General features: G+C 74.8%; 22 protein-coding genes. 7 read left to right on the top strand and 15 right to left on the bottom strand.

Annotation, left to right across the window (positions count from 1 at the left end; all coding sequences use genetic code 11):
• Positions 1 to 55 precede the first annotated feature (55 nt).
• From EV562_RS09845 to EV562_RS35060, 4 genes are all read left to right on the top strand, one after another.
• Positions 56 to 1,228: a type III PLP-dependent enzyme gene (locus EV562_RS09845; RefSeq protein WP_133886547.1), complete on the top strand. Its 1,173-nt coding sequence runs from the start codon at positions 56 to 58 to the stop codon at positions 1,226 to 1,228.
• The gene (locus EV562_RS09840; RefSeq protein ID WP_133886330.1) at positions 1,221 to 1,790 is read left to right on the top strand and encodes a GNAT family N-acetyltransferase; all 570 of its coding nucleotides are present in this window, start codon (positions 1,221 to 1,223) and stop codon (positions 1,788 to 1,790) included. Before EV562_RS09845 ends, EV562_RS09840 begins: the two co-directional genes overlap by 8 nt.
• 6 nt (positions 1,791 to 1,796) lie before the next feature.
• On the top strand, positions 1,797 to 2,993 hold the full coding sequence (locus EV562_RS09835; RefSeq protein ID WP_133886329.1) for an MFS transporter: 1,197 nt from the start codon (positions 1,797 to 1,799) through the stop codon (positions 2,991 to 2,993).
• 199 nt (positions 2,994 to 3,192) lie between these two features.
• On the top strand, positions 3,193 to 3,537 hold the full coding sequence (locus EV562_RS35060; protein WP_166661694.1) for a hypothetical protein: 345 nt from the start codon (positions 3,193 to 3,195) through the stop codon (positions 3,535 to 3,537).
• Positions 3,538 to 3,673: 136 nt separating this feature from the next.
• Here EV562_RS35060 and EV562_RS09825 read toward each other — a convergent pair whose 3' ends face one another.
• Positions 3,674 to 5,071, bottom strand: a complete 1,398-nt coding sequence (locus EV562_RS09825) for an FAD-dependent oxidoreductase (protein ID WP_133886328.1) — start codon at positions 5,069 to 5,071, stop codon at positions 3,674 to 3,676.
• Positions 5,072 to 5,098: 27 nt separating this feature from the next.
• On the bottom strand, positions 5,099 to 6,184 hold the full coding sequence (locus EV562_RS09820; protein WP_133886327.1) for a DUF4349 domain-containing protein: 1,086 nt from the start codon (positions 6,182 to 6,184) through the stop codon (positions 5,099 to 5,101).
• 196 nt (positions 6,185 to 6,380) lie between these two features.
• Between EV562_RS09820 and hemG the strand changes: the two genes are divergently transcribed.
• Positions 6,381 to 7,865, top strand: coding sequence for a protoporphyrinogen oxidase (gene hemG / locus EV562_RS09815; protein WP_133886326.1), 1,485 nt, complete (start codon positions 6,381 to 6,383; stop codon positions 7,863 to 7,865).
• A gap of 4 nt (positions 7,866 to 7,869) precedes the next feature.
• Positions 7,870 to 8,601: a hydrogen peroxide-dependent heme synthase gene (hemQ, locus tag EV562_RS09810; protein WP_133886325.1), complete on the top strand. Its 732-nt coding sequence runs from the start codon at positions 7,870 to 7,872 to the stop codon at positions 8,599 to 8,601.
• Here the strand turns inward: hemQ and EV562_RS09805 are convergent.
• Both EV562_RS09805 and EV562_RS09800 read right to left on the bottom strand, forming a co-directional pair.
• Positions 8,598 to 10,202 carry an alpha/beta hydrolase gene (locus EV562_RS09805; RefSeq protein WP_133886324.1) on the bottom strand — a complete coding sequence of 535 codons (1,605 nt, stop codon included), beginning with the start codon at positions 10,200 to 10,202 and terminating at the stop codon, positions 8,598 to 8,600. The genes hemQ and EV562_RS09805 overlap by 4 nt on opposite strands.
• A gap of 117 nt (positions 10,203 to 10,319) precedes the next feature.
• Entirely contained in the window at positions 10,320 to 11,117 is a 798-nt protein-coding gene (locus tag EV562_RS09800; protein WP_133886323.1) for a TIGR04222 domain-containing membrane protein, read from the bottom strand.
• A 176-nt stretch (positions 11,118 to 11,293) separates the two neighbouring features.
• Here EV562_RS09800 and EV562_RS09795 point away from each other — a divergent pair, with 176 nt between their 5' ends.
• Positions 11,294 to 11,710, top strand: a complete 417-nt coding sequence (locus EV562_RS09795; protein ID WP_133886322.1) for a hypothetical protein — start codon at positions 11,294 to 11,296, stop codon at positions 11,708 to 11,710.
• 34 nt (positions 11,711 to 11,744) lie between these two features.
• On the opposite strand, the gene EV562_RS09790 is transcribed toward EV562_RS09795, so the two are convergent.
• The 11 genes from EV562_RS09790 to zapE all read right to left on the bottom strand — a co-directional run bounded on the left by EV562_RS09790 (position 11,745) and on the right by zapE (position 23,243).
• A complete protein-coding gene (locus tag EV562_RS09790; RefSeq protein ID WP_133886546.1) occupies positions 11,745 to 13,103 on the bottom strand; it encodes a DUF692 domain-containing protein in 1,359 nt (452 codons plus the stop codon).
• 125 nt (positions 13,104 to 13,228) lie between these two features.
• Positions 13,229 to 13,969, bottom strand: a complete 741-nt coding sequence (locus EV562_RS09785; RefSeq protein ID WP_133886321.1) for a peptidyl-tRNA hydrolase — start codon at positions 13,967 to 13,969, stop codon at positions 13,229 to 13,231.
• 81 nt (positions 13,970 to 14,050) lie between these two features.
• Complete coding sequence (locus EV562_RS09780; RefSeq protein WP_133886320.1) at positions 14,051 to 14,284, bottom strand: hypothetical protein; 234 nt, start codon at positions 14,282 to 14,284, stop codon at positions 14,051 to 14,053.
• Positions 14,285 to 14,302: 18 nt separating this feature from the next.
• The gene (locus EV562_RS09775) at positions 14,303 to 15,184 is read right to left on the bottom strand and encodes a polysaccharide deacetylase family protein (RefSeq protein WP_133886319.1); all 882 of its coding nucleotides are present in this window, start codon (positions 15,182 to 15,184) and stop codon (positions 14,303 to 14,305) included.
• Positions 15,185 to 15,277: 93 nt separating this feature from the next.
• Complete coding sequence (locus EV562_RS09770; RefSeq protein ID WP_133886318.1) at positions 15,278 to 16,801, bottom strand: FAD-dependent oxidoreductase; 1,524 nt, start codon at positions 16,799 to 16,801, stop codon at positions 15,278 to 15,280.
• A 66-nt stretch (positions 16,802 to 16,867) separates the two neighbouring features.
• Positions 16,868 to 18,250: a PhoX family protein gene (locus EV562_RS09765; protein ID WP_133886317.1), complete on the bottom strand. Its 1,383-nt coding sequence runs from the start codon at positions 18,248 to 18,250 to the stop codon at positions 16,868 to 16,870.
• Between the two features lie 91 nt (positions 18,251 to 18,341).
• Positions 18,342 to 19,118, bottom strand: a complete 777-nt coding sequence (locus EV562_RS09760; protein WP_133886316.1) for a slipin family protein — start codon at positions 19,116 to 19,118, stop codon at positions 18,342 to 18,344.
• Between the two features lie 208 nt (positions 19,119 to 19,326).
• Positions 19,327 to 20,817, bottom strand: a complete 1,491-nt coding sequence (locus tag EV562_RS09755) for a SulP family inorganic anion transporter (RefSeq protein WP_133886315.1) — start codon at positions 20,815 to 20,817, stop codon at positions 19,327 to 19,329.
• 8 nt (positions 20,818 to 20,825) lie between these two features.
• The gene (locus EV562_RS09750) at positions 20,826 to 21,407 is read right to left on the bottom strand and encodes a carbonic anhydrase (RefSeq protein WP_133886314.1); all 582 of its coding nucleotides are present in this window, start codon (positions 21,405 to 21,407) and stop codon (positions 20,826 to 20,828) included.
• A gap of 78 nt (positions 21,408 to 21,485) precedes the next feature.
• A complete protein-coding gene (locus EV562_RS09745) occupies positions 21,486 to 21,914 on the bottom strand; it encodes a hypothetical protein (protein ID WP_243860014.1) in 429 nt (142 codons plus the stop codon).
• A 216-nt stretch (positions 21,915 to 22,130) separates the two neighbouring features.
• Complete coding sequence (gene zapE / locus EV562_RS09740) at positions 22,131 to 23,243, bottom strand: cell division protein ZapE (RefSeq protein ID WP_166661693.1); 1,113 nt, start codon at positions 23,241 to 23,243, stop codon at positions 22,131 to 22,133.
• Positions 23,244 to 23,316: the final 73 nt, after the last annotated feature.

The raw sequence follows: 23,316 nt of genomic DNA, 5'->3' as shown, positions 1-23,316 counted from the left end.
GGCGAACACGGCGAACACGGCGAACACGGCGACGGGCGCGGGCCTCAGCGCGCCCCTGGCCGCCGCGCTCGCCGGCGCCACCGAGGACCGGCTGGTGTACGACCTGGCCGGCATCGAACGGAGCCACGACACGCTGCGCGGCGAACTGCCCGGCGTACAGGTGCGGTTCGCGATGAAGGCCTGTCCGCTCGACGAGGTCCTCGCCGCGCTGGCGCGCCGGGGCGCCGGTGCCGACGCGGCGAGTCCCGGCGAGGTCGAGCAGGCGCTGCGGGCCGGGGTGCCGGCCGGACGCGTGCACTACGGCAACACCGTCAAGTCCGACCGCGACATCGCCGAGGCGTACCGGCTCGGCGTCCGCACCTTCGCCACCGACAGCGTCCAGGACGTGGCCGCCCTCGCCGTCCACGCCCCCGGCGCCCGGGTGTTCTGCCGGGTGGCGACGGGCGGGGCGGGGGCGGTGTGGGGCCTGAGCCACAAGTTCGGCTGCCCGCCCGGCGACGCCGTCCGGGTGCTGGCGGCGGCCCGGGAGGCGGGACTGGTGCCTGCGGGCCTGTCCGTGCACGTCGGCTCCCAGCAGATGACGGGCGAGGCCTGGCACACCGCCGTCGAGGACCTGGGCGAGGTCCTGCGCGCCCTCGGCCGGCGCGGCATCCGCGTCGACCACGTCAACCTCGGCGGCGGCCTGCCCGCGCTCGGCTACCGCGACCGGCGCGGCAACCCCCTCGACCCACCGCTGGACAAGATCTTCGCGGTGATCCGGGAGGGCATGGACGAACTGCGCCTGATCCACGGCGGTCCCCTGGAGTTCGTCGTCGAACCGGGCCGGTACCTCGTCGCCGACCACGGCGCGATCCGCGCCCACGTCACCCGCCTCACCGAACGCCGGACGGCCGACGGCCAACGGCGGCACTGGCTGTACCTGAGCTGCGGCAAGTTCAACGGGCTGTACGAGATGGACGCCCTTCAGTACCGGCTGGTCTTCCCCGGTCACCCGGGCGGCCCGTACGTCCCGGCCGTCGTCGCCGGTCCCACCTGCGACAGCGACGACGCCTACGCCCACGACGAGGGTCTGGTCCCGGTGCCCGAGGCGCTGGCCTCGGGCGACCCGGTCTGGGTGCTGTCCTGCGGCGCCTACGCGACCAGCTACACCACCCTGGGCTTCAACGGCTTCGCCCCGCTCCCGTACGCCTGGGCGCACGGCCCCGAGGGGACCGGCGCCGATGACTGACGCCGTACGCGTGCGTCCCCTCGCCGACGGGGACTGGGACGCGGTCGTGGAGCTGGAGCGGGACGCCTACGGCGGCCTCGGCCTGTCGGAGGGCCGGGCCGCGCTGCAGTCCAGGGCCGCGGTGTCGCCGGACACCTGCTTCGTCGTGGACGTCGGGGCGCGCACCGCCGGGTACGTCCTCGCGCTGCCCTACCCGCCGCGCCGCTACCCGGACCTGGCGGGCACGGAGGAGGCGACGGCCGGGCACCCGCCGGGCAACCTCCACCTCCACGACATCGTCGTCGCCCCGGGCCTGCGCCGCAGAGGGCTCGCCCGGCATCTCCTGCACCACCTCACCGCCACCGCCCGGGCCCGCGGCGACGAGCGGATCTCCCTGGTGGCCGTGGGCGGTACCGAGCGGTTCTGGTCGGCCCGCGGCTTCGTGGCCGAGCCGGGGGTGGTGCCGGTCGGCGAGTACGGCGGCGGCGCCGTCTACATGTCCGGGCCGGTGCCCGCCGCCCGCCAGACCCCCGCCCCCACCGTCCTCTCCCCGTCCGCCCCCACCCTGCGCGAAGTGAGCTGATTGCGCGTGTCCCGTCTCCACGACCCCTTCCTGCGCGGCCAGGTGGCGATCGCCGCGCTGTTCCTGTCCCTCGGCTTCCAGTACGCCACCTGGGCCGCGCGGATCCCGGCCGTCAAGGCCGACCTGGACCTGAGCGCGGCCGAGGTGGGGGTGCTCCTGATGGCCGCGGGGGTCGGCGCGGCGGTGTCCTTCCCGGCGGTGGCCTGGCTGATGCGCCGGATGGGCTCGCGCCGGCTGGCACTCCTGTCCCAACTGGGCCTGGCGCTGCTGCTGCTCGCCCTCGCGGTGGCCCCGAACTACCCGGTGGCCCTGCTGGTGATGTGCGTCGACGGTGTCCTCGTGGGCTGCCTGAACGTGGCGATGAACGCGCAGGGCGCGGCGCTGGAGGCGCGGCACGCGCGCAACACGATGGCGCGGCTGCACGCCGTCTTCAGCGCCGGCTCCCTGCTCGCGGCCCTGCTCGCCTCCGGCATGACCGCCGCCACCGGATCGGTCGCGGCACACTTCGGCGTCGCCGTCGTCCTGCTCGCCGCGCTCGGCGCGACGGCCCGCACCGGACTGCTCGACGACGACGCCCCGGCCGCCGCACCCGCCCCCGCAGGCCCGAAGCCGGCCCGCCGCCGCTGGACCGTCCCCGCCCGGCCGACCCTGTGGATGTGCTGCGCCATGGTGTTCGGCACGGTCGCCGAGGGTGCCATGAACGACTGGTCCGCCCTCTACCTGAAGGACGTCGCCGAGGCGGCGGCCGAACTCGCCCCGCTCGGCATCGCCGTGGTGTCCGGGATGATGGTCGTCGCCCGTCTCTTCGCCGACGGCTGGCGCAGCCGCTGGGGCGACGGGCGGGTCGTCCTGCTGGGCAGTGCCGTGGCCGGTACCGGTCTCGCCGTCGCCCTGGTCAGCGGCGGCATCGCACCGGCGCTGGCCGGCTTCGCCTGCATGGGCCTGGGCATCGCCGCCGTGACCCCCTGCGTCTACGCCGCCGCCGCCCGGCAGGGCTCGGACGCGCTGACGTTGGTCGCGGCCATGGGCACCACGGGGCTGCTGGCCGGGCCGCCGCTCATCGGCTTCATCGCCGGGGCGAGCGACCTGGCGTGGGGCATGGGAGCGGTGGCCGCCTCGGCGGGGGCCGTCGCACTGTGCAGCACCCGCATCCGCTGGACCGCCCCGGCCCCCGTCACGCAGGGCGAGGCGACCCCCGCCTGACCTCACCGCACCCCGTCGCCCCGCGCCACCCCCGGCCCGGCCCCAGCCGTGCTCCGCGTTCCGCGCTCCGGCCGGACGGTCCGCCGCCGACCGGACCGGCGGCGGACCGTTGAACGCCCCCGCCCGCACGTACGTATGCCCTCTCAACCGCCCGCGGCCCGGGGAAGGCGGAGCGCGGGGACGACGTGAGGAACAGGCGATGAACGAACGGGTCACACCGGCTCCGGCGATGCACGCCCTGCCCGACGGCGAGGCCGAGGTCGCCCTCGTGCTGCGGCTGCCCTGGGAGGACGTCGCCCGGCTCGGTCAGGAGGCCGGGCGGCTGGCCGCGCAGACGCAGCGGCCGGTCACCCTGGACGAGGCGGTCAGCCACCGGCTGCGCTCCACCCGGCCCGCGACGCACGCGAGGCCCGCCGGCGAGCAGCCGCCCGCGGTGGCCGCTCCGGGGCCGATGACCGCCCCGGGCTCGGTGTCCTCCTTGCCGTCCCGGCCCCCGGCCGAGCAGGCACGGCAGGCCATCGACCGCATCAACGGGACGGCGTAGGGCCGGGCGCCCCCGGCGCCGCAGGCTCCGGCGTCCCCGCGCGGTGCCGTGGGTTCCGGCGTCCCCGCTGGGCGTCGTGGTTCCGATGCCCCGCGCGGTGCCGTGGGCTCCGGCGTCCCGCTCGGCGGCGTAGCGCTCAGCCCTGCCGCTCGACCGCCCGGGTCGCCTTGCGGGCGGCCACCAGCACCGGATCCCACACCGGCGAGAAGGGCGGCGCGTAGCCCAGGTCCAGGGCGGTCATCTGCTCGACCGTCATCCCGGCCGTGAGGGCCACCGCGGCGATGTCGACCCGCTTGCCCGCGCCCTCACGGCCCACGATCTGCACCCCGAGCAGCCGCCCGGTGCGCCGCTCGGCCAGCATCTTCACCGTCATGGGGGAGGAGTTCGGGTAGTAGCCCGCGCGGCTGGTGGACTCGATGGTCGCCGTCACGAACCGCAGCCCCGCGCGCAGCGCGTCCTTCTCCCGCAGACCGGTCCGCGCGATCTCCAGGTCGCACACCTTGCTGACCGCCGTACCGACCACGCCGGGGAAGGTCGCGTAACCGCCGCCCGCGTTGGTGCCGATGACCTGCCCGTGCTTGTTGGCGTGCGTGCCCAGCGGAATGTGCCGGTGCTGTCCGGAGACCAGGTCGAGCACCTCCACGCAGTCGCCGCCCGCCCAGATGTTCTCGTGGCCGCGCACCCGCATCGCCAGGTCGGTCAGCAGCCCGCCGTGGGCGCCGAGCGGCAGCCCCGCGGCCTCGGCGAGCCGCGTCTCGGGCCGTACCCCGATGCCGAGCACCACCACGTCCGCCGGGAACTCCGCGTCCCGCGTCGCCACCGCCCGGACCCGGCCGTCGTCACCGGTCAGCACCTCGGTGACCTCCGCGCCGTTCACCATGGTGATGCCGAGGCCCTCCATCGCCTCGCGCACCATGCGGCCCATGTCCGGGTCGAGCGTCGACATCGGCTCCCGGCCGCGGTTGACGACCGTCACCTCGTAGCCGCGTTTGATCAGCGCCTCGGCCATCTCCACGCCGATGTACCCGGCGCCGACGACGACCGCGCGACGGCCACGTGAGCGCGCCAGCGTGTCGAGCAGCGCCTGCCCGTCGTCCAGCGTCTGCACCCCGTGCACGCCGGGCGCGTCGACACCCGGCAGCTCCGGCCGGATCGGCCGCGCCCCGGTCCCGATCACGAGCTTGTCGTACGACGTCCAGGACTCCGTCCCGGAATCGACGTCACGCGCGCGTACCCGGCCGCCGGCCACGTCGATCTCCGTGACCTCGGTGCGCATCCTCAGGTCGATGTCGCGGGCGCGGTGCTCCTCGGGCGTGCGGGCGACGAGCCGGTCCCGCTCGTCCACGTCGCCGCCGACCCAGTACGGGATGCCGCACGCCGAGAAGGAGCTGAAGTGACCGCGTTCGAAGGCCACGATCTCCAGCTCGTCCGGCCCCTTCAGCCGGCGCGCCTGCGACGCCGCGGACATCCCCGCGGCGTCGCCACCCACGACGACCAGTCGTTCCCTCGTACCACCCGCAACGCTCATGCTCATGCGAACACGCTACGCGGGCGGGGCATTTCAGTCCTCTCCGCCGGCCTCCCCGCCGCGCACCGCCTCCCCGCCGCGCACCGCCTCCCCACCGCGCGCCGCATCCCCGCGCGGCGACGCCGGAGCCGTCGCCGCGCGGCCCAGCCGGGGGCGCAGGACCCGCAGCCACAGCAGCACCAGCAGCGCCCCCGCCGCGGCGAACGGCAGCACCGCGCCGAACACCACCGCCACCCAGCGCAGCATCGTCACGAAGGCGTCCCAGCCGCCCGCCAGCGCGTCGACGAACCCCGGGTCCTCGTCCTCGTCCTTCTTCTCCGCGGGCTTCACCGGCGTCTCCGACAGGGACAGGGTGATGGTGGCCAGGCTGGTGCGGTCCTTCAGGGCCGCCTGCCGGGCCAGCAACGCCTCCAGCTCCGCCTGACGGGTGCTCAGCTCGCCCTCCAGCGTCACCACGTCGCTCAGCTTCGTCGCCCGGTCCATCAGCTCGCGGACCCGGGCCACGCTGGCGCGCTGCGACCTCACCCGGCTGTCCACGTCCACCACCTGGTCGGTGACGTCCTCGGCGGTCGCGTTGCGCTGCAGCAGCTTCCCGGCGCCCTCCAGGTCGTCCAGCACCTCCTCGTACCGCTCCACCGGCACGCGGAGCTTCACCTGGGTCCGCTCGTGGCCCTCCGTGTCGCGGGTGGTGGTCTCGTCGCCGACGTAGCCGCCGGCGTTCTCGGTCGCGGTGCGGGCCGCGTCGAGCGCCTTGGGCGTGTCCTTGACCTGGACACTCAGCGAGACGGTGCGGATGATGTGGGCCGGGGCGAGCTTCGGCGGCGCGCTCGCCCCCGCGTCCCCGGCACCGCCCTTCCCGCCCTCACCGGCGGCGCCGGTCCGGTCGTCGGCCTGCGAGCCCTCCGCCCGCGAGCCCTCCTGCGGCGCGGCCGCCTTGTCGCCGCCGCCCGCGTCGGACGCGGAACCGGAGTCCGACGCGCTGCAGCCGGTGAGGGCGAGCGCCGCGACCAGCAGGAGCCCGGCCAGGGCGCGGGCTCGGGGAGCGGGCCCGCGGGCCGCCGCTCGCCGTGCGGTGGCCGGCCGGGCCGCGGATCGTGCGGCCGTTCGTCGTGCCTGCATCGTGGGTCCCCCCGCTTGTCGTGTCGACTGATGTCTCTACGACGCGCGAAGGGGCGCGCACGACGGCGCGGAACGGTTCCGAAGAGATCACGGTCCGGACTCACGGGCCGGCGGGCGGGTGCGGGACCCGCGGCCCGGACGCCGGGTCCACCCCGGCACCGGGGGCGGCGCCGGTGCCGTCTGAGACGCTGGGGACATGTGCGCAAGTGAGACCCCAGCGGGTGGGCTTCCCCAGGACGCGGGACCCGGACACGTCGTCGTCGTCGGAGCCGGCATCGCCGGACTGGCCGCCGCCCACCGCCTCCTGGAGGGCGGCGCCCGGGTGACCGTCCTGGAGGCGTCCGGCCGCGTCGGCGGCAAGCTGCTGCCCGGCGAGATCGCCGGCGTCCGCGTCGACCTCGGCGCCGAGTCGATGCTGGCCCGCCGCCCCGAGGCCGTCGGCCTGGCCCGCGCCGCGGGACTCGCCGACCGCCTCCAGCCGCCGTCCACCGCGACGGCCTCCCTGTGGACCCGCGGCGCCCTGCGCCCCATGCCCAAGGGCCACGTCATGGGCGTCCCCGGCACCGCCGCCGCCCTGTCCGGCGTGCTCTCCGCGGAGGGCCTCGCCCGCATCGAGCGCGACGCCGAACTGCCCCGCACCGAGGTCGGCGACGACGTGGCCGTGGGGGAGTACGTCGCCGCGCGCCTCGGCCGCGAGGTGGTCGACCGCCTCGTGGAGCCGCTGCTGGGCGGCGTCTACGCGGGCGACGCCTACCGCATCTCCCTGCGCTCGGCCGTGCCGCAGCTCTTCGAGGCAGCCCGCACCCACACCTCCCTGACCGAGGCGGTGCGCGCCCTCCAGGGCCGTACGGCCACCTCACCGCCGAGCGGCCCGGTGTTCATGGGCATCGCGGGCGGCATCGGCACCCTCCCGTCCGCCGTCGCCGAGTCGGTCCGCGCACGGGGCGGCGAGATCGTCACCGACGCGCCCGTCACGGAGCTGCGTCGCACCGCCGCCGACGGCTGGCGGATCGTCGCCGGGGACCGGGTGCTGCACGCCGACGCGGTCGTCGTCGCCGTCCCCGCCCGCCCCGCCGCCGAGCTGCTGCGCGCCGAGGCGCCCGCGGCCGCGGCCGAGCTGTCCGCGGTCGAGTACGCCTCGATGGCCCTGATCACCCTCGCCTACCGCCGCTCGGAGGCCGCCGCGCTCCCCGAGGGCAGCGGCTTCCTGGTGCCGCCGGTCGACGGGCGCACCATCAAGGCGTCCACCTTCGCCTCCCGCAAGTGGGGCTGGATCGCCGAGGAGGACCCGGACCTGGTCGTCCTGCGCACCTCGGTGGGCCGGTACGGGGACACGGAGATCCTCGGCCGCGACGACGAGGGTCTGGTCGCCGTCTCCCGGCACGACCTGGCCGAGGCCACCGGCCTGACCGCCGCGCCGGTCGCCACCCGCGTCACCCGCTGGCAGGACGGCCTGCCGCAGTACCCCGTCGGCCACCACGCGCGCGTGGCCCGCGTCCGCGCGCACGTCGCGAAGCTGCCCGGTCTCGCGGTGTGCGGCGCGGCGTACGACGGCGTCGGCATCCCGGCGAGCATCGCGAGCGCGTACGCGGCCGCCGACCAGATCCGCGGCGACCTGCGCGGTGTGGAGCAGCTCACGGCCCACCCGGTGCAGAGCCTGCACGGCGGAGCGGGAGAATAGGGCCATGAGTGACGACGCCTCCACCCCCGCGGCCGAGCGCATCCCGAACAAGGGCAAGCTGGCCAAGGACCTCAACGAGGTCATCCGCTACACCCTCTGGTCCGTCTTCAAGCTCAAGGACACGCTCCCCGAGGACCGCGCCGGGTACGCCGACGAGGTCCAGGAGCTGTTCGACCAGCTCGCCGCGAAGGACGTGACGATCCGCGGCACCTACGACCTCTCCGGTCTGCGCGCCGACGCCGACCTGATGATCTGGTGGCACGCGGAGACCGCCGACCAGCTGCAGGAGGCGTACAACCTCTTCCGCCGCACGAAGCTCGGCCGGGCGCTGGAGCCGGTCTGGTCGAACATGGCGCTGCACCGCCCCGCCGAGTTCAACCGGGCGCACATCCCGGCCTTCCTGGCCGACGAGACGCCGCGCGACTACATCAGCGTCTACCCGTTCGTGCGCTCCTACGACTGGTACCTGCTGCCCGACGAGGACCGCCGCCGCATGCTCGCCGACCACGGCAAGATGGCCCGCGGTTTCCCGGACGTGCGCGCCAACACGGTCGCCTCCTTCTCGCTGGGCGACTACGAGTGGATCCTCGCCTTCGAGGCCGACGAACTGCACCGCATCGTCGACCTCATGCGCCACCTGCGCGGCTCCGAGGCCCGCCGCCACGTCCGCGAGGAGATCCCGTTCTACACCGGGCGCCGCAAGGACATCGGCGAGCTGGTCGCCGGACTGGCCTAGTCAGACTCCGGTGCCGTGGCCTTCCCCGGCTCCGGTTCCGGGCGCGGGGCGCACGACGCGTCCCGCGCCGGGAGGCGTCCCTCCAGCAGGTACGCCTCCAGGTGGCCGTTGACGCAGGCGTTCGGCCCGCCCGCGATGCCGTGCGTGCCCGCGTCCCGCTCGGTCACCAGCACCGAGCCCGCCAGCCGCCGCCGCAGCTCCAGCGCGCCCTCGTACGGGGTCGCCGCGTCCCGTTCGGCGGCCAGGACCAGCGTCGGCGGCAGCTCGCCCGGCACGGTGCGCACGTCGAGGGGGCGCTGCCGGGGCGCCCGCCAGTAGGCGCACGGCAGGTTCGTCCACACGTTGTCCCAGGTCTCGAACGGCGCCCGGCGGGCCAGCCGGGTGTTGTCCCGGTCCCAGACCTCGAAGTCGGTCGGCCAGGGCGCGTCGTTGCACTCGACGGCGGTGTACACGGCGTTGGCGTTCTCCGCCCCCACCGCGCCCTCCGCGGTCCGCGTCCCCGCCTGGTCGACCAGCGGCTGCGGATCCCCCTTCAGGTACGCCGACAGCGCCTCGGCGCGGTGCGGCCAGTAGTCGTCGTAGTACCCGGCCTTCAGGAACGCCCCCTGAAGCTGCGCGGGCCCGACCGTGCCGCCCGCCGGCCGCACCGCCAGCCGCGCGCTCGCCTCCTCGTAGCTGTCCTGCACCTTCCTCGGCGTGTCACCGAGCCCGTACACGGCGTCGTGCTCGGCGATCCACTCCTTGAAGTCGTCCCAGCGGTCCTCGAACGCCTCCGACTGGTCGAGGTTGTTGCGGTACCAGACCTGCTCCGGGTCCGGGTTCACCACCGCGTCGAACACCATCCGCCGTACGTGCGAGGGGAACAGCTCCGCGTACAGCGCGCCGAGGTAGGTGCCGTACGACCCGCCCATGAAGGTGAGCCGCCGCTCGCCCAGTGCCGCGCGGACGACCTCCAGGTCCCGGGCGTTGTTGAGCGAGTGGTAGTGCCGCAGCGCGTCCCCGCCGCGCTCCGCGCAGCCCCGCGCGTACGCCTCGGCCTCGGCGGCGCGCCGCTTCTTGTACGCGTCCGAGGGCCGCGTCGGGGCCGGCCGGGGGCCCTTGAAGAAGTCTCCGGGGTCCTGGCAGGACAGCGGCGCGGACGGCGCGACCCCGCGCGGGGCGTACCCGACGAGGTGGTAGGCGGCGGCGAGGCGCTTCCACTCGGGGACCATGCCGGCCAGGGGGAAGTACAGCCCGGAGGCGCCGGGGCCGCCCGGGTTGTAGAGGAGTGCGCCCTGGCCCCGGACCTCGCGCCCGGCGTCGGCGGGGTCCTGGTGGGTGGCCCGCACCCGGCTGACGGTCAGCTCGATGCGCTTCCCGTCGGGGTGGGCGTAGTCGAGGGGCACCGAGACCGTGCCGCAGCGCATGGCGCCCGGCAGTTCCTCCGCCTTCGGGCACCTGCCGAAGTCGATCCCGGCCGCCGCCGCGCGCCGGGCGGCCACGGCGGTGCCCTGCGCCTCGGCGGAACCCGGTCCCGCCGCGGGCACTGCCGGGGCCGGGGCGGTGGTGAGGGCGGTGAGCAGCAAGGACCCGGCGGCCGAGTAGAGGGCGGCAGCTCGCATCGCGTATCCCTTCGGTGGCACGGGGAGTGACACAAGGGATGGTTGGTTCACCGGACGGCAGGGGCAAGCACCGCCCGCGGGTGTCGCCGCCGCGTGCGCCCGTACGCCCCCGGCGCGTCAGGCCCGGCGCTCCCCGTGCTCCCCGGTGTACGTCTCGCGGTGCGCGAAGGCCGCCCGCAGGTCCGGTTCGCCGATCGCGTGGACACCCCGCACGGCGACCGAGGTGAGGAAGGACCGGTCGTCGGCCGAGCCGTCGGCCTGCCGCACGAGGGCGCCGATCAGCCGCTGCCCGGCGGGGGAGGCCCAGCGCGCGTACGGGTGGATCTCCATGCGCGTGATGGCGAGGCACCCCAGGGTCAGGGCGAGCGGCAGCGCGAACCACAGGGCGATGAGCAGACGCGGCTCGGTGGCGGGCAGCGGCATCGCCAGGGAGACCAGACCGAGCCCGCACACGGTCAGCGCGGCGATCCGCACCCGCCGCACCCCGGCCGCGACACCGTCCGCCCCGCCGTCCGGTACGGCGAGGCCCGCGCCCACCAGCCGGTCGGCCAGGCCACGGACGGCGTCGGCGGCGGCCGCGGCCGCCCGCACCGGCGCTATCCGCGACTGCCCCCCGGGCCCTATCGCCCCGATGACCGACCGCTCCATCTCGTCCCGGCCGCACGGGTCCACGACGGTCGCCCAGCCGGTGTGCGCGAGCAGCAGCCGGCGCTGGCGCGCCATCGAGACGAGCGTCAGGTCGGCCACCCGCCGCGGGCCACCGGACAGGAACGCCGCCTCGTACAGCGTCAGCGCGTGCTCACCGGCGGCGGCGCGCGGCTGGACGGCCGCCGCGCGTACGGCGGCCAGGCACAGCCGCAGGCAGGCGAGGCCGGCGACGGCCCAGGCCGCCAGGAGGAAAAGAACCCAGAACATGCCGTACTTCTATGCCAAGGGCCTTCGCCGGCGCCATAGCGTTTTCGTCCGAATCTCGCGAGGGGGCGGCCGGCGCACACCGAGCAGAGTTGAACCCGTTCAAATTTCATGGCACCGTGAGCGCCTGCCGCTCCGCCGCACCGGCCGAGCGGGTGTGACGTGGGCAAGGGGGAGCCATGCGTGCGGAACGAGGGCGAGTCGCCGCGGTGGGGTGGCGCGGGGTGGTCCCGGTGGGTGCGGTCGTGGTGTTGATGCTGACCACGGGGTGCGTGTGGCAGCAGCGGACACTGGCTCGGGCCGACATCGTGGGCACCTGGACCGGAGGCGATGCCGGGACCCTGCGCTTCGAGGACGACGGCACCGTGGTCGCCACCGACCTCGCCGAGTACGACTTCGACGGTGACAAGGTGTCGGGATGCAGCGGCACCGGCGAGTGGAGCGTGCATCCCGACGACGGGGCGGCGAAGCGGGTGAGCATCGACGTCTGCGAAGGCAACCCGTGGGAATTCGGCGGCTCGAAGGACCATCCGCGGATGCGGCGCAGCGTGGGCGATCCCGACCGCGGGAACTTCCAGACCCTCGGCCGCGAGTAGCGGAAGCGTCCGGCGCGTCCGGGCCTTCCCCGGTTCAGCGGCGCAGGAGAACGCGCCTGGTCGCACGGGCCAGCCGGACCCCGGGGCGGGCCGACCGGGGCACCGGCCCCGACCGCTCCAGCCACCACTCCCGCAACGCCCGCCGTACGGCCGGGTCCTGGTCCTCCGCCGTCCGCAGCACGTGCGCGGCGAAGTCGAGGGCGTCCCGCCGGTAGCCGCCGGTCATCGGACACCCCTGCGCGTACCCGAGGAAGGCCGGACGGTACCCCGCGCCCAGGATCGCCGGCAGCTCGGGCGCGACCTTCCCGACCACGTCGGCCCGCTTCCCGGCGAGCGCCCGCGCCTGCACGCCCAGCCGCACCCGGTCGAACCCCTCGGGCACCGGCGTCCCGGCGACCAACGCGGACAGCAGCGCGGCCTGCGCGAGCCCGAGCCGCTGCCGTACGGCGTCGTCGACGCCCGGAGCGACGCCCGGACCGACGCCCGGAGCGGCGTGCGGAGCGGCGTGCGACCCGGCTCCCGAGGCGCGCGGCGTCACCGTCACCCCGGTGGCCGCCGCACGCGTCGCCCGTCCCTTCGCGACGGCGGCGCCGATCGCGGCCACCTCGCTCCGCAGCTCGTCGCCTTCGGGGAAGTTCTCGTCCCGCTCCAGCAGGACGCCGGGCGGTGCGACGCGGGAGGCGAGGTCGGTGAGGATGTCGAGGACCGGCTGCGCGACGGGGTGCGCGTGGCTGTCGTGCCAGACGCCGTCCCGCTCGAAGCCGCCCGCGACATGGACGTAGGCGATGGCCTCCAGGGGCAGTTCGCCGAGCGCCTCGGCCGGGTCCTCACCCCGGTTGACGTGATTGGTGTGCAGGTTCGCCACGTCGATCAGCAGCCGCACGCCGGTCCGGTCGGCCAGCTCGTACAGGAACTGCCCCTCCGTCAGCTCCTCGTCCGGCCACGAGATCAGCGCGGCGATGTTCTCCACGGCGAGCGGCACGGGCAGCGCGTCCTGCGCGATGCGCACGTTCTCGCACAGCACGTCGAGGGCGTCGCGCGTACGCGGCACGGGCAGCAGGTGTCCCGCCTCCAGCTGCGGGGAGGCGGTGAGCGCCCCGCCCGCCCGCACGAACGCGATGTGCTCGGTCACCAGCGGCGACCCCAGGATCTCGGCCCGCTCGGCCAGCGCCGTCAGCCGTCCCGCGTCCGGCCGGTCCCCGCCGCCGAGGCCGAGCGAGACGCCGTGCGGTACGACGGTCACCCCGCGCTCACGCAGCCGCAGCAGCGAGTCGGGCAGGTGCCCGGGACACAGGTTCTCGGACACGGCCTCGACCCAGTCGATGCCGGGCATCCGCTCCACGACGTCCGCGATCTCCGGCCGCCATCCGATGCCGGTGCCCAGCCGTGCCATGGGCTCCATGGTCGCCCCCCTCCTGAGAACTTGCCGGGGGTATCGCCCAGCCGGCCCGGGCCGAACCCCGGGCAGGGCATGTTCAGAGCAAAACCTGAGGTTCGGGCGGCACCGGCCGCCCGGACCTACCGGCCGTCCCGCAGCGCCGGATGGTCCGCCACCACCGTGCACGAGCCCGGCGCGATCTCCGTGAACCCGGCGTCGCGCACCACCGGCAGGCCGGCGGTGGTGAGGCCCTCCCAGCGGGACGGGTCCGCGGTGCGCACCGACAGCGGGAAACCCGCGTCGCGCCACGCCGTCCGCTCGCCGTCGGACAGTTCCCACCAGGCGAGCTGCGCGCCGTGACCGGCCTGGGCCATCGCCTTGCCCGCCGACATGTCCAGCTCGGGGTTCATCCAGAGCACCGGCGCGGTGGGGTCGGCCTCGGCGGGCGGCTCCGGGTCGTCGAGGTCGGTGCCGGAGACCTGGAGACGGGCCAGGTCCTTGGGCCAGCCGTCCAGCGGGACCGGCGGGAAGACCCGCACCTCGGCCGCCTTGCCGGTGATCGTGACGCCGGGCAGCGCCTCCGCCCGCCGCCACTCCGCGCCGCGGGCCCGCCGCACGACCTTGCGGATGCGGGCGTCCTGCCAGTCCCGCATCGCCCGCGCCCACTCCCCGTCGCCGGTGGACCGCTCGTCGCCGAGCATCACCAGCACCGCCCGGGCCGCGGTCTCCAGCGCGTCGGTACGGGCCGGCGGGGCCGCCCGCTCGATGCGCACGACGAGCGGCAGCACGAACTGCGGCGCCAGGTCGCGCTCACCGGGCTCGGGACGGAAGGGGCTGTCGGGAACGGAGGCGGGGACGGGTGCCGTCGGGTCGTTGCTCACGCCCCCAGTCTGCCAACCCGGCCGCACGCGGGAGCACGGCCCCGCACGACGCGGGCCAGGCGCGCGCCGATCGGCCCGGAATCAGCCCGAACAGGCCGTGCGCTGCGCCTCCTGCCACTCGCAGACCGGGCAGAGCGTGATGCCCTTGTACGACTCCGGGTACTCCGTCGGCTCGCGGCACAGCACGCAGTCCGCGTACGGCGGGCCGTCGGCCTTCGGCGGCCGGGCCGCCGCGTCGATCAGGGAGTAGCCGCCGGGTTCGCAGCCGGAGCCGGAGCCGGAACCGTCCGGGCCGTGGTCGTGGTCGCCGCTCATGTCTCCAGCGTAGGCCCGTCAGCGGCGGCCGTTCGCGGCGCCGACCAGGTCCGAGACCTTCACGAAGCGGTAGCCCCGGCGGCGCAGCTCGGGCACCACCGCCTGGACCACCTGCTCGGTCACCGGGGCGGCGCTGCGCGTGCAGTGCATGACGACCACCGAACCCGGCCGCACCCCGTCGAGCACCTGCCGGGTCACCGCGCCGGCGTCCGTGGCGAAGGCGTCCCCGCTGACGACGTCCCACTGCACGGCGGTGACCCCGGTGGCCGCCAGCTCCTCGAGGGCCGCCCGGTCGTAGCAGCCGCCGGGGAAGCGGAAGTACGGCATCGGGTTCGCCACCCCGGCCTTCGCGAACGCGGTGTACGCCCGTTCCAGGTCCGACCGCATCCGGTCCCCGGGCACCGTCGGCAGGCCGTAGCAGTCGTCGGTGTAGGCGTAGTGGCTGTAGGAGTGGTTGGCGATCTCGAACCGCGGGTCCCGGCCGATGTCGCGGGCCTCGTCCGGGTACTCCTCGGCCCACCGGCCGGTCATGAACACCGTGGCCGGCACCTTGAGCCTGCGCAGCGTCGCGATCAACGGCGGGTTGTCGAAGTGTTCACCCGCCGCGGCCCGGGGCCCCTGGTCGGCGGTCATGTCGGCGTCGAAGGTGAGGGCGACCAGCTTGCCGCCCCGCCCTCGGTCCTCCCCGCCGTCCGTCCGCGGGCCGTGTTCGAAGACGGGGGTCAGGCCCGCGGGGCCGGGAGCCAGAGTGGGCGCCCGGGGCGGGGAGGCGGACGGTGCCGGGGCCGAGGGGGCCGAGGGGGCCGGGCGGGGGGCCGTCCCGGAGCCGGTGGTGCCGCAGGCGGCGAGGGCGGCGCCCAGGGCACAGAGCACGGTGGCACGTCGTACGAGAGTGATCACCGTACGAACGTAGGAGTGAGATGTTCGGCTTGTATGACTATGTGTGCTCGACGTGCCGACCCGCTCACCCGACCGGACGAGGGGCCGGTGCCGTCAGATGTCCCGCTGCTCCAGCGGCTTCGTCGCCGGACCCTCCAGCACCTTCCCGTCCGTGCCGAAGCGGGAGCCGTGGCAGGGGCACTCCCAGGCGCGCTCGGCCGCGTTGAAGTCGACGAGGCAGCCCAGGTGGGTGCAGCGCGCCGAGACGGCGTGCAGGGCGCCCTCCTCGTCCCGGTAGACGGCGAGCCGGTCGCCGCCCGCCCGGACCACCGCGCCCTCGCCCGGCGGCAGTGAGTCCACCGGCGGTGCGGGCCGCAGCCGGTCGCCGACGAAGTGCCGCGCCACCTCGGCCTGCGTCTTGAGCAGCGCCGGCGCCTCGCGCACCGCCGTGCGCAGCCGGCGCGGGTCGTACAGCCCGCTCCACGCGCACTCCTCGCCGGTGATCTGCGCGGTCAGCAGCCGGCCCGCCATCATGCCGCCGCTCAGTCCCCAGCCGCCGAAGCCGGTGGCGACGTAGGTGTGGTGCGCGCCCGGGTGCAGCGGGCCGGCCATCGGCACGGTGTCGGTGGGGTCGATGTCCTGCGTGGCCCAGGCGTGGGTGCGCTCGGTGCCGGGGAAGTGCTCGTCCGCCCAGGCGGCCAGGCGCTCGAAGCGCTCGCGGGTGTCGCCCGTGCCCGGGGTGAAGTGCTCCCCGGTGACGATCAGCAGCCGGCGTCCCGCGTCGTCCAGGGGTGCCGTGCGCACCGAGCGGGTGTTCTCCTCCGGCGTGATGTACATGCCGTCGACGTCCCGGCCGGCCTCGACGGTCCCGGCGACGACCAGCTCACGGCGCGGGGAGAGACGGGCGAAGAGCAGCGCCCGGTCGAAGATCGGGTAGTGGGTGGCGACCACCACGTCCCGGGCGGTGACCGTCGCCCCCGCCTCGGTCCTCACCCGGCACGGCTCACCCTCGTCCAGACCCTGGACGGTGGTGTCCTCGAAGATCAGCCCGCCGTGCGCCTCCAGGTCGGCGGCGAGGGCCAGCAGGTACTTGACGGGGTGGAACTGGGCCTGCCCGGTCACCTTCACGGCGCCCGCCACCGGGAACGGCAGCCCGGTCTCCGTCACGAACGACGCCGGAAGCCCCGCCTCCTTCGCGGCGGCCGCCTCCGCCCGCACCTCGGCGACGCGGCCCGGGTCGCGGACGTACGTGTACGCGTCGCGCGTCTCCCAGTCGCAGTCGATGTCCAGCTCGGCGACGATCCCTGCGGCGCGCTCGATCGCCTCCGACTGCGAGCGGGCGTACAGCCGGGCGCCCTCGGGTCCGCGGGTGCGGCGCAGCTTGTCGTAGACCAGGGTGTGCTGCGCGGTGAGCTTGGCGCTGGTGTACCCGGTGACGCCCGCCGCGACCCGCCCGGCCTCCAGGACGGCCACGCTCCGCCCGGCCCGCACCAGTTCCCAGGCCGTGCTGAGCCCCGCGACGCCCGCCCCGATCACGGCGACATCGACGTCGAGATCCTCCGCGAGCGCGGGGCGGGGCGCACCGCCCGCTGCTGTCTGAAGCCAGTACGAGCCGTTGACCTGCACGTTCTGAGTCATGCGGGCCGAGTACCCCGGGGTCGCGGATTCAGTGGCCGCACGCTGCGCCCCGCCGGCGCCCCGCCGCTACCTGCGCCAGAGGCCGGTGACCGCGAAGGTGGTGCCGGGCGTGTAGCAGTTGACGTACATGGTGTCGCCGTCGGGGGAGAAGGTGACCCCGGCGAACTCACCCCACTCGGGCTCCTCCTCCGTCCCGATGTTCTGCGCGCCGCGGGCCATCGCGTACACCTCGCCGCGCCGGGTGAGGCCGAAGACGTGCTGGGCGCCGTTGCCGTCCTCGCAGACCATGAGGCCGCCGCTGGGGGCCAGGCAGATGTTGTCCGGGGACTCGCCGGGCAGCTGCACGTCGGTGTCCGGACCGAAGACGATCACCAGGGTGAGCCGGCGCCGCTCGGGGTCGTAGCGCCAGATCTGGCCGTAGTGGTCGGCGGCCGAGCCCTCGTCGCTGTGGGCGAAGGACGACACGAAGTACACGCTCCGCCCGCCCCAGTAGCAGCCCTCCAGCTTCTGCGCGTGGGTGATGCCGCCCCGGCCGAAGTCCTGGAAGCGGATCGGCGTCCCGTCGGCCAGCGGGTCGGGTACGTCCACCCACTCGATGCGGTCGAAGGTGGCGCCCGTCTCCTGGATCGAGGACAGGTCGGGCACGCCGGGCACGCGCATCGCCTGGAGCCTGCCGCCCGCCCGCAGCGAGCCCGTGCCGCCCAGCGGTTTCTCGGGCAGGAACCGGTAGAAGAGGCCGAAGGGCCGCTCGAACGCGTCCTCCGTCTCGTAGACGACGCCGCGCCGCGGGTCCACGGCGATCGCCTCGTGCTGGAAGCGGCCCATCGCCGTCAGCGGCACCGCGCCGGTGCGGTGCGGGTCGGCCGGGTCGACCTCGAAGATGAAGCCGTGGTCCTTGGTGTAACCGTTGGTGCCGGCCCGGTCCTCGGTCTCCTCGCAGGTCAGCCACGTGTTCCAGGGCGTGTGCCCGCCCGCGCAGTTGACCGCCGTACCGGCGATCGCGACCCGCTCGGACAGGACGTGGTTGCGGGAGTCCAGCTCCAGCGCCGTACAGCCGCCCTTGCCCTCCGGGTCGTACGTCAGGCCCTTGACGGTCGGGACGGGGACGCGGCCGTCGGCGCGGTTCTCGTGGTTGCGGACGAGGCGGGTGTGGCCGTGCCGGCCAGGGAAGGCCGACATGCCGTCGTGGTTGGACGGCACCGGGCCCTCCCCGGAGCGCAGCCGGTCGCCCTCGCGGGACAGCACCCGGTAGCGGAACCCCTCGGGCAGGTCGAGCAGGCCGTCGGGGTCGGGGACGAGGGGGCCGTAGCCGGTGTGGCCCATGGACTGGGCGGCGGCGGTCCCGGCGAAGAGCTCGGAGAGGGCGCCGGTGAAGGCGATGCCCGCACCCAGGGCTCCGGTACGGGCGAGCACCTGGCGTCGGGTCGCCGAGTTGCTGGACATGGACATGGGGGGAAACCTTCCTGCTGGCGGACAGGACTGTGACCCCGCTGTGTCTATCACCTGCCAGGAGCCCCGGGAACCACGCGTGTAGCTCGTGTCACCGCTCGGCCGGGTGCTCCTGCGCCCTTTCCAGGAACCGCAGCAGCTCCACCGGGAAGGGCAGGACGAGGGTGGAGTTCTTCTCGGCGGACACCGCCACGACCGTCTGGAGCAACCGCAGTTGCAGGGCCGCCGGCGTCTCGGACATCTCCCGGGCCGCTTCCGCGAGCACCTTCGACGCCTGCAGTTCGGCATCGGCGTTGATGACCCGGGCCCGCCGCTCCCGGTCGGCCTCGGCCTGCCGGGCCATCGACCGCTTCATGGTGTCCGGCAGGGAGACGTCCTTGATCTCGACCCGGTCGATCTGCACGCCCCAGCCGACCGCCGGGCTGTCGATCATCAGCTCCAGCCCCTGGTTCAGCTTCTCCCGGTCGGACAGCAGGTCGTCCAGGTCGCTCTTGCCGATGATCGACCGGAGCGAGGTCTGCGCCATCTGCGATACGGCGAACCGGTAGTCCTCGACGCGGACCAGCGCGTGGGCGGCGTCGACGACCTTGAAGTACACGACGGCGTCCACCCGCACGGTGACGTTGTCGCGGGTGATGCCCTCCTGGGCCGGCACGGGCATCGTGACGATCTGCAGGTTGACCTTGTGCAGGCGGTCCACGAACGGCACGATCATCGTGAACCCGGGACCGCGCGCCTCTCCGGCGAGCCGTCCGAGGCGGAAGACGACCCCGCGTTCGTACTGCCTGATGACCCGCGCGGCCGCGGCGACGTACAGGACGCCCGCGCTGCCGACGGCGGCGGCCGCGGTGAGAAGCTCCTGGACCATGGCGAGTCGACCTCCTCGCTCGGAGGACCCTTTTCCACCCTTTCTGCCACGATAGGCCCGATTCCCGGTGGAAGGCCATGCCCGGTCCGACCGCTTCGGCCGGTGGTCGGCCGGCCGGCGACCGCTCCGCTCGAAGGCGGCGCCCCGGCCCTGGCCGGCGGCGCCCCGGCCCGGGGCGGGCTGCCACGGACCGGGGCGCCGATGCCGGCTACGCCACCGCCTTCTCCGGTGCGGTGACCTTCACCGGTTCCGTGCCCGCTGCGCTGTGCCGCTCGGCCCAGTTCTCCAGGGCCGTGCGGCAGGCGTGGTCCAGGTGGTGCAGGCCGGACAGGTCCAGCTCGACGGGGCGGTCCTGCGGCAGTGCCTCCAGGCTCTCCAGCATCTTCGGGAGGCGCAGGAAGGTCGCGTTGCCGGTCAGGTGGGCCTGGACGGGCCCCGCGCCCTTGTCGACGATCTCCATCCGGAGGTGCGAGGCCTCCCAGGCGGTCTTCACCACGGACAGCGCCAGCCCGATCAGCACGCCCTCGAACATGTTGACCGCGACGATCGAGACGGCCGTGACCACCAGGATCAGCGCCTCGCCCCGGTGCCCGCGCCACAGCGACACGAGCCCGCGGAACGGGATCAGCTTCCAGCCCGCGTGGACCAGGATCCCGGCCAGCGCGGGCAGCGGGATCAGGGCCAGCGCCGAGGGCAGCAGCGCGGCGAACAGCAGCAGCCACACACCGTGCAGCACCCGGGACGCCTTGGTCCTGGCGCCGGCGCCGACGTTCGCGGAGCTGCGCACGATGACCGCGGTCATCGGCAGCGCGCCGAGCACACCGCACACGGTGTTGCCCGCACCCTGCGCCATCAGCTCCTTGTCGTACTCGGTACGCGGCCCGTCGTGCAGCCGGTCCACCGCCGCGGCGCTGAACAGGCTCTCGGCCGAGGCGATCAGGGTGAAGGCGACGATCGTGCCGAGGAAGCCCACGTTCGCCAGCTCACCGAAGGCGCCGGCCCCGGGCGGCTGCACGGAGTCCAGCAGGCCGCTGACCTCGACCGTGGCGACCGACAGGCCCAGCGCCGCCGTGACCGCCGTGGCCAGCACCACCGCGGCCAGTGCGCCGGGCAGCGTCCGCGCCCGCTTCGGCAGCCGCTTCCACAGCACCATCACGGCGACGGTGCCCGCGCCGAGGGCGAGCGAGGTGAGCGCCTGCGTGCTGCCGAACGCGTCGGCGGCGGCGCCCGGCAGGCCGGTGAGCTTGTCGATGCCGGAGGCGGGCGCCTGGAGGCCGGCGGCCGCGTAGAGCTGCCCGGCGATCAGCACCAGGCCGATGCCGGCCAGCATGCCCTCGACGACCGACAGGGAGATCGCCCGGAACCAGCGCCCCAGCTTCAGGGCGCCCATCACCAGCTGGACGAGCCCGGCGGCGAGCACGATCACGCCGAGCGCCGGCAGTCCGTACTGGTCGACCGCGCCGAAGACCAGCACGGTCAGCCCGGCGGCAGGGCCGGAGACCTGGAGGCTGCTGCCCGGCAGGAGCCCGGTGACCAGGCCGCCCACGATGCCGGTGACCAGGCCGAGTTCGGCCGGGACGCCGGAGGCGACGGCCACGCCCACGCACAGCGGCAGCGCGACGAGGAACACGACGAGGGAGGCGGTGAGGTCCTGCCGCCAGTGCGGGAACCTCCGGTTCTGCTCGGCTATCAGGGACATGCCGGCGCTCACAGGGTCTCGAACGCGTCGGTGTCCGCACGGTGGTGCCGCACGAGACCGGTGTGGACCTCGTAGTACCAGCCGTGCATCCGCAGCCGGCCGTCCGCCAGCCGCTGGGCGACGCACGGGTAGGCGCTCAGGCGCAGCAACTGCGCCAGTACGTGCTGCTGCACCGCCCCGGCGACCGTCGGGTCGGCGGGATCGCAGGGCCCCGGCTCGCCGGCCGCGAGCGCCAGCCAGTCGCGCACGGCGGGCACGGCGGTCAGGTCGTCGCCGCGCACCAGGGCGCCGACGGCACCGCAGTGCGAGTGCCCGCAGACCACGATGTCGCCGACGCCGAGGACCTGGACGGCGTACTCGATGGTGGCGGCTTCGCCGGAGGGGCGCTCGGCGTCGTGGGGCGGGACGATGCTGCCCGCGGTGCGCAGCTCGAAGAGCTGCCCGGGCCGGGCGCCGGTGATCAGGGCCGGTACGACCCGGGAGTCGGAGCAGGTGATGAACAGGACTTCGGGCGACTGGCCTTCGGCGTGCCCGGCGAACTCCTCAGGGCGCTGTCCGAACGTACGGGCGTTGTCGATGAGGGGCTGCATGATGGGGATTCCTCCTGGCGCGCGGTGGGGTGCGCGTCGGACGGGTGGGACAGAGGTGGGGGATGTGCCGGGCGTCCCTCAGCAGCGGAAGACCTGAAGTGCCGCGGGGGAGCGGTCCGTCGCGGGTCTGGACCCCTGGCGGGCGGCCTCGCCGAGCGCGAGGGACGTGCCGGCGGCCGGGGAGTGCCGGTCCGTCAGGGGGCGCTCGGGCGGCCCGGGCTGGGGAACGGCGGCGGTCCGGTGCCGGTCGCGGACGCGCGCGGGCCCGTGGGGGTGGACGGACCGGCCGGGATCGTGGCACCCGGCTCGCTCTTCGTGCGCCGCGAGGCCGCCGGAGGGGACGCCTGCGGGCTGAGTGTTGGCCAAGGCATCACGGCTCGTGTGCGCGAATGCGAAGGATGCCGAGGGAGCGAAGAACTGGAGGGCCATCAGGGCGGCGACGAGGAACGGGAGGACCGTCCGTACCGTGGCGCGCAGGAACATGTGGCCCCCCTCCAGGCATTTCACGCCTCAACTGTCTGCCGGTGCACGGTCGGTGCATCGCCAGGACCGGACCAACACCGGGTCAATGGAAGGTCAACGAGCGGTCAAGAAACACGTTAACCCCGCAAAGAGCTTTGCAGGGTTAACGTAGCGTTACACGCTGAAGAGAGCCTGAAAAAAGCGGTTGGGATGGCGTGAACGGACCGCCCCCGAGCGCGTCGACGCGTGCGGTGGGCCGGCTCAGGCGTCGGCGACGAGGCGCGCCGCGTCCCGGGCCAGCGCGGTGAGGCGGGAGATCGCCCGGAAGTACTTCTTGCGGTACCCGCCCTTCAGCATCTCCTCGCTGAAGAGCCGGTCGAAGGGCAGCCCGGAGGCCAGGACCGGCACCTCACGGTCGTAGAGCCGGTCCGCGAGCACCACGAGCCGCAGCGCCGTCGACTGGTCCGGCACCGGGCGCACCCCGGTGAGGCACACGGCGGCGAGACCGTCGGTCAGGGCGCCGTAGCGGCTCGGGTGGACGCGGGCGAGGTGGTCGAGGAGGGCGGGGAAGTCGTCCAGGGACGCCCGCTCGGTGGCCTGTGCGGCACGGGTCACCTGCTCGTCGGAGTACGGCGCCGGGGCCTCGGGCAGCCCGCGGTGGCGGTAGTCCTCGCCGTCGATGCGCAGGGCGCGGAAGTGGGCGGACAGGCCCTGGATCTCGCGCAGGAAGTCGGCCGCCGCGAAGCGCCCCTCGCCGAGCTTGCCGGGGAGTGTGTTGGAGGTGGCGGCGAGCGCCACGCCCGCCTCCACGAGCCGGGCGAGCAGGCTGGAGACGAGGACGGTGTCGCCCGGGTCGTCGAGCTCGAACTCGTCGATGCACAGGAGACGGTGCCCGGAGAGGGTCTGCACGGTCTGCTGGAAGCCGAGGGCGCCGACGAGGTTGGTCAGCTCCACGAAGGTGCCGAACGCCTTGCGGGAGGGCTCGGCGGGGGTGGCGTGCCACAGCGAGGCGAGCAGGTGGGTCTTGCCGACGCCGTAACCGCCGTCGAGGTACACGCCGCGGGGACCGGCCGGGGCCTTCGGGGCCTTGCCGCGGCCCAGCCCGAAGAAGCCGCGCCTGCCGCCACTCGCGCCGGGAGCCTCGCCGAGTCCGCTCGCGAAGCCCTCCAGGACCCGTACGGCCTCGCTCTGACTGGGCTGGTTCGGATCCGGGATGTACGTGCCGAAGCGGACCGAGTCGAAACGCGGCGGGGGCACCATCTCGGCGACCAGACGGTCCGCGGGGACGTGGGGCTCACGGCCGCACAGGGAGAGCGGGCCCGGAGCGGTCCCGGATATCGGGGCGGGGCCGGAGGCGGGGGAGGAGGACGACACGGTGCTCAATGGTAAAGCCTGCACGGGGCCCGGCCGCCGTGCGGGGCCCGGCCGCCGTGCGGGCCCGGGCGGT

This window comes from Streptomyces sp. BK208, assembly GCF_004364245.1.
In the GTDB taxonomy this organism is placed as follows: Bacteria; Actinomycetota; Actinomycetes; order Streptomycetales; family Streptomycetaceae; genus Streptomyces.
The sequence above is the reverse complement of the archived record's forward strand: the minus strand, read 5'-3'. Positions and strand labels throughout refer to the sequence as shown.

Bases quoted from the DNA above. Each gene is read 5' to 3' on its own strand.
- EV562_RS09840 (WP_133886330.1), top strand. From the start codon at position 1,221: ATGACTGACGCCGTACGCGTGCGTCCCCTCGCCGACGGGGACTGGGAC.
- EV562_RS35060 (WP_166661694.1), top strand. From the start codon at position 3,193: ATGAACGAACGGGTCACACCGGCTCCGGCGATGCACGCCCTGCCCGAC.
- EV562_RS09825 (WP_133886328.1), bottom strand. From the start codon at position 5,071: ATGAGCATGAGCGTTGCGGGTGGTACGAGGGAACGACTGGTCGTCGTG.
- EV562_RS09820 (WP_133886327.1), bottom strand. From the start codon at position 6,184: ATGCAGGCACGACGAACGGCCGCACGATCCGCGGCCCGGCCGGCCACC.
- hemG (WP_133886326.1), top strand. From the start codon at position 6,381: ATGTGCGCAAGTGAGACCCCAGCGGGTGGGCTTCCCCAGGACGCGGGA.
- hemQ (WP_133886325.1), top strand. From the start codon at position 7,870: ATGAGTGACGACGCCTCCACCCCCGCGGCCGAGCGCATCCCGAACAAG.
- EV562_RS09805 (WP_133886324.1), bottom strand. From the start codon at position 10,202: ATGCGAGCTGCCGCCCTCTACTCGGCCGCCGGGTCCTTGCTGCTCACC.
- EV562_RS09800 (WP_133886323.1), bottom strand. From the start codon at position 11,117: ATGTTCTGGGTTCTTTTCCTCCTGGCGGCCTGGGCCGTCGCCGGCCTC.
- EV562_RS09795 (WP_133886322.1), top strand. From the start codon at position 11,294: ATGCGTGCGGAACGAGGGCGAGTCGCCGCGGTGGGGTGGCGCGGGGTG.
- EV562_RS09790 (WP_133886546.1), bottom strand. From the start codon at position 13,103: ATGGCACGGCTGGGCACCGGCATCGGATGGCGGCCGGAGATCGCGGAC.
- EV562_RS09780 (WP_133886320.1), bottom strand. From the start codon at position 14,284: ATGAGCGGCGACCACGACCACGGCCCGGACGGTTCCGGCTCCGGCTCC.
- EV562_RS09770 (WP_133886318.1), bottom strand. From the start codon at position 16,801: ATGACTCAGAACGTGCAGGTCAACGGCTCGTACTGGCTTCAGACAGCA.
- EV562_RS09765 (WP_133886317.1), bottom strand. From the start codon at position 18,250: ATGTCCATGTCCAGCAACTCGGCGACCCGACGCCAGGTGCTCGCCCGT.
- EV562_RS09760 (WP_133886316.1), bottom strand. From the start codon at position 19,118: ATGGTCCAGGAGCTTCTCACCGCGGCCGCCGCCGTCGGCAGCGCGGGC.
- EV562_RS09755 (WP_133886315.1), bottom strand. From the start codon at position 20,817: ATGTCCCTGATAGCCGAGCAGAACCGGAGGTTCCCGCACTGGCGGCAG.
- EV562_RS09750 (WP_133886314.1), bottom strand. From the start codon at position 21,407: ATGCAGCCCCTCATCGACAACGCCCGTACGTTCGGACAGCGCCCTGAG.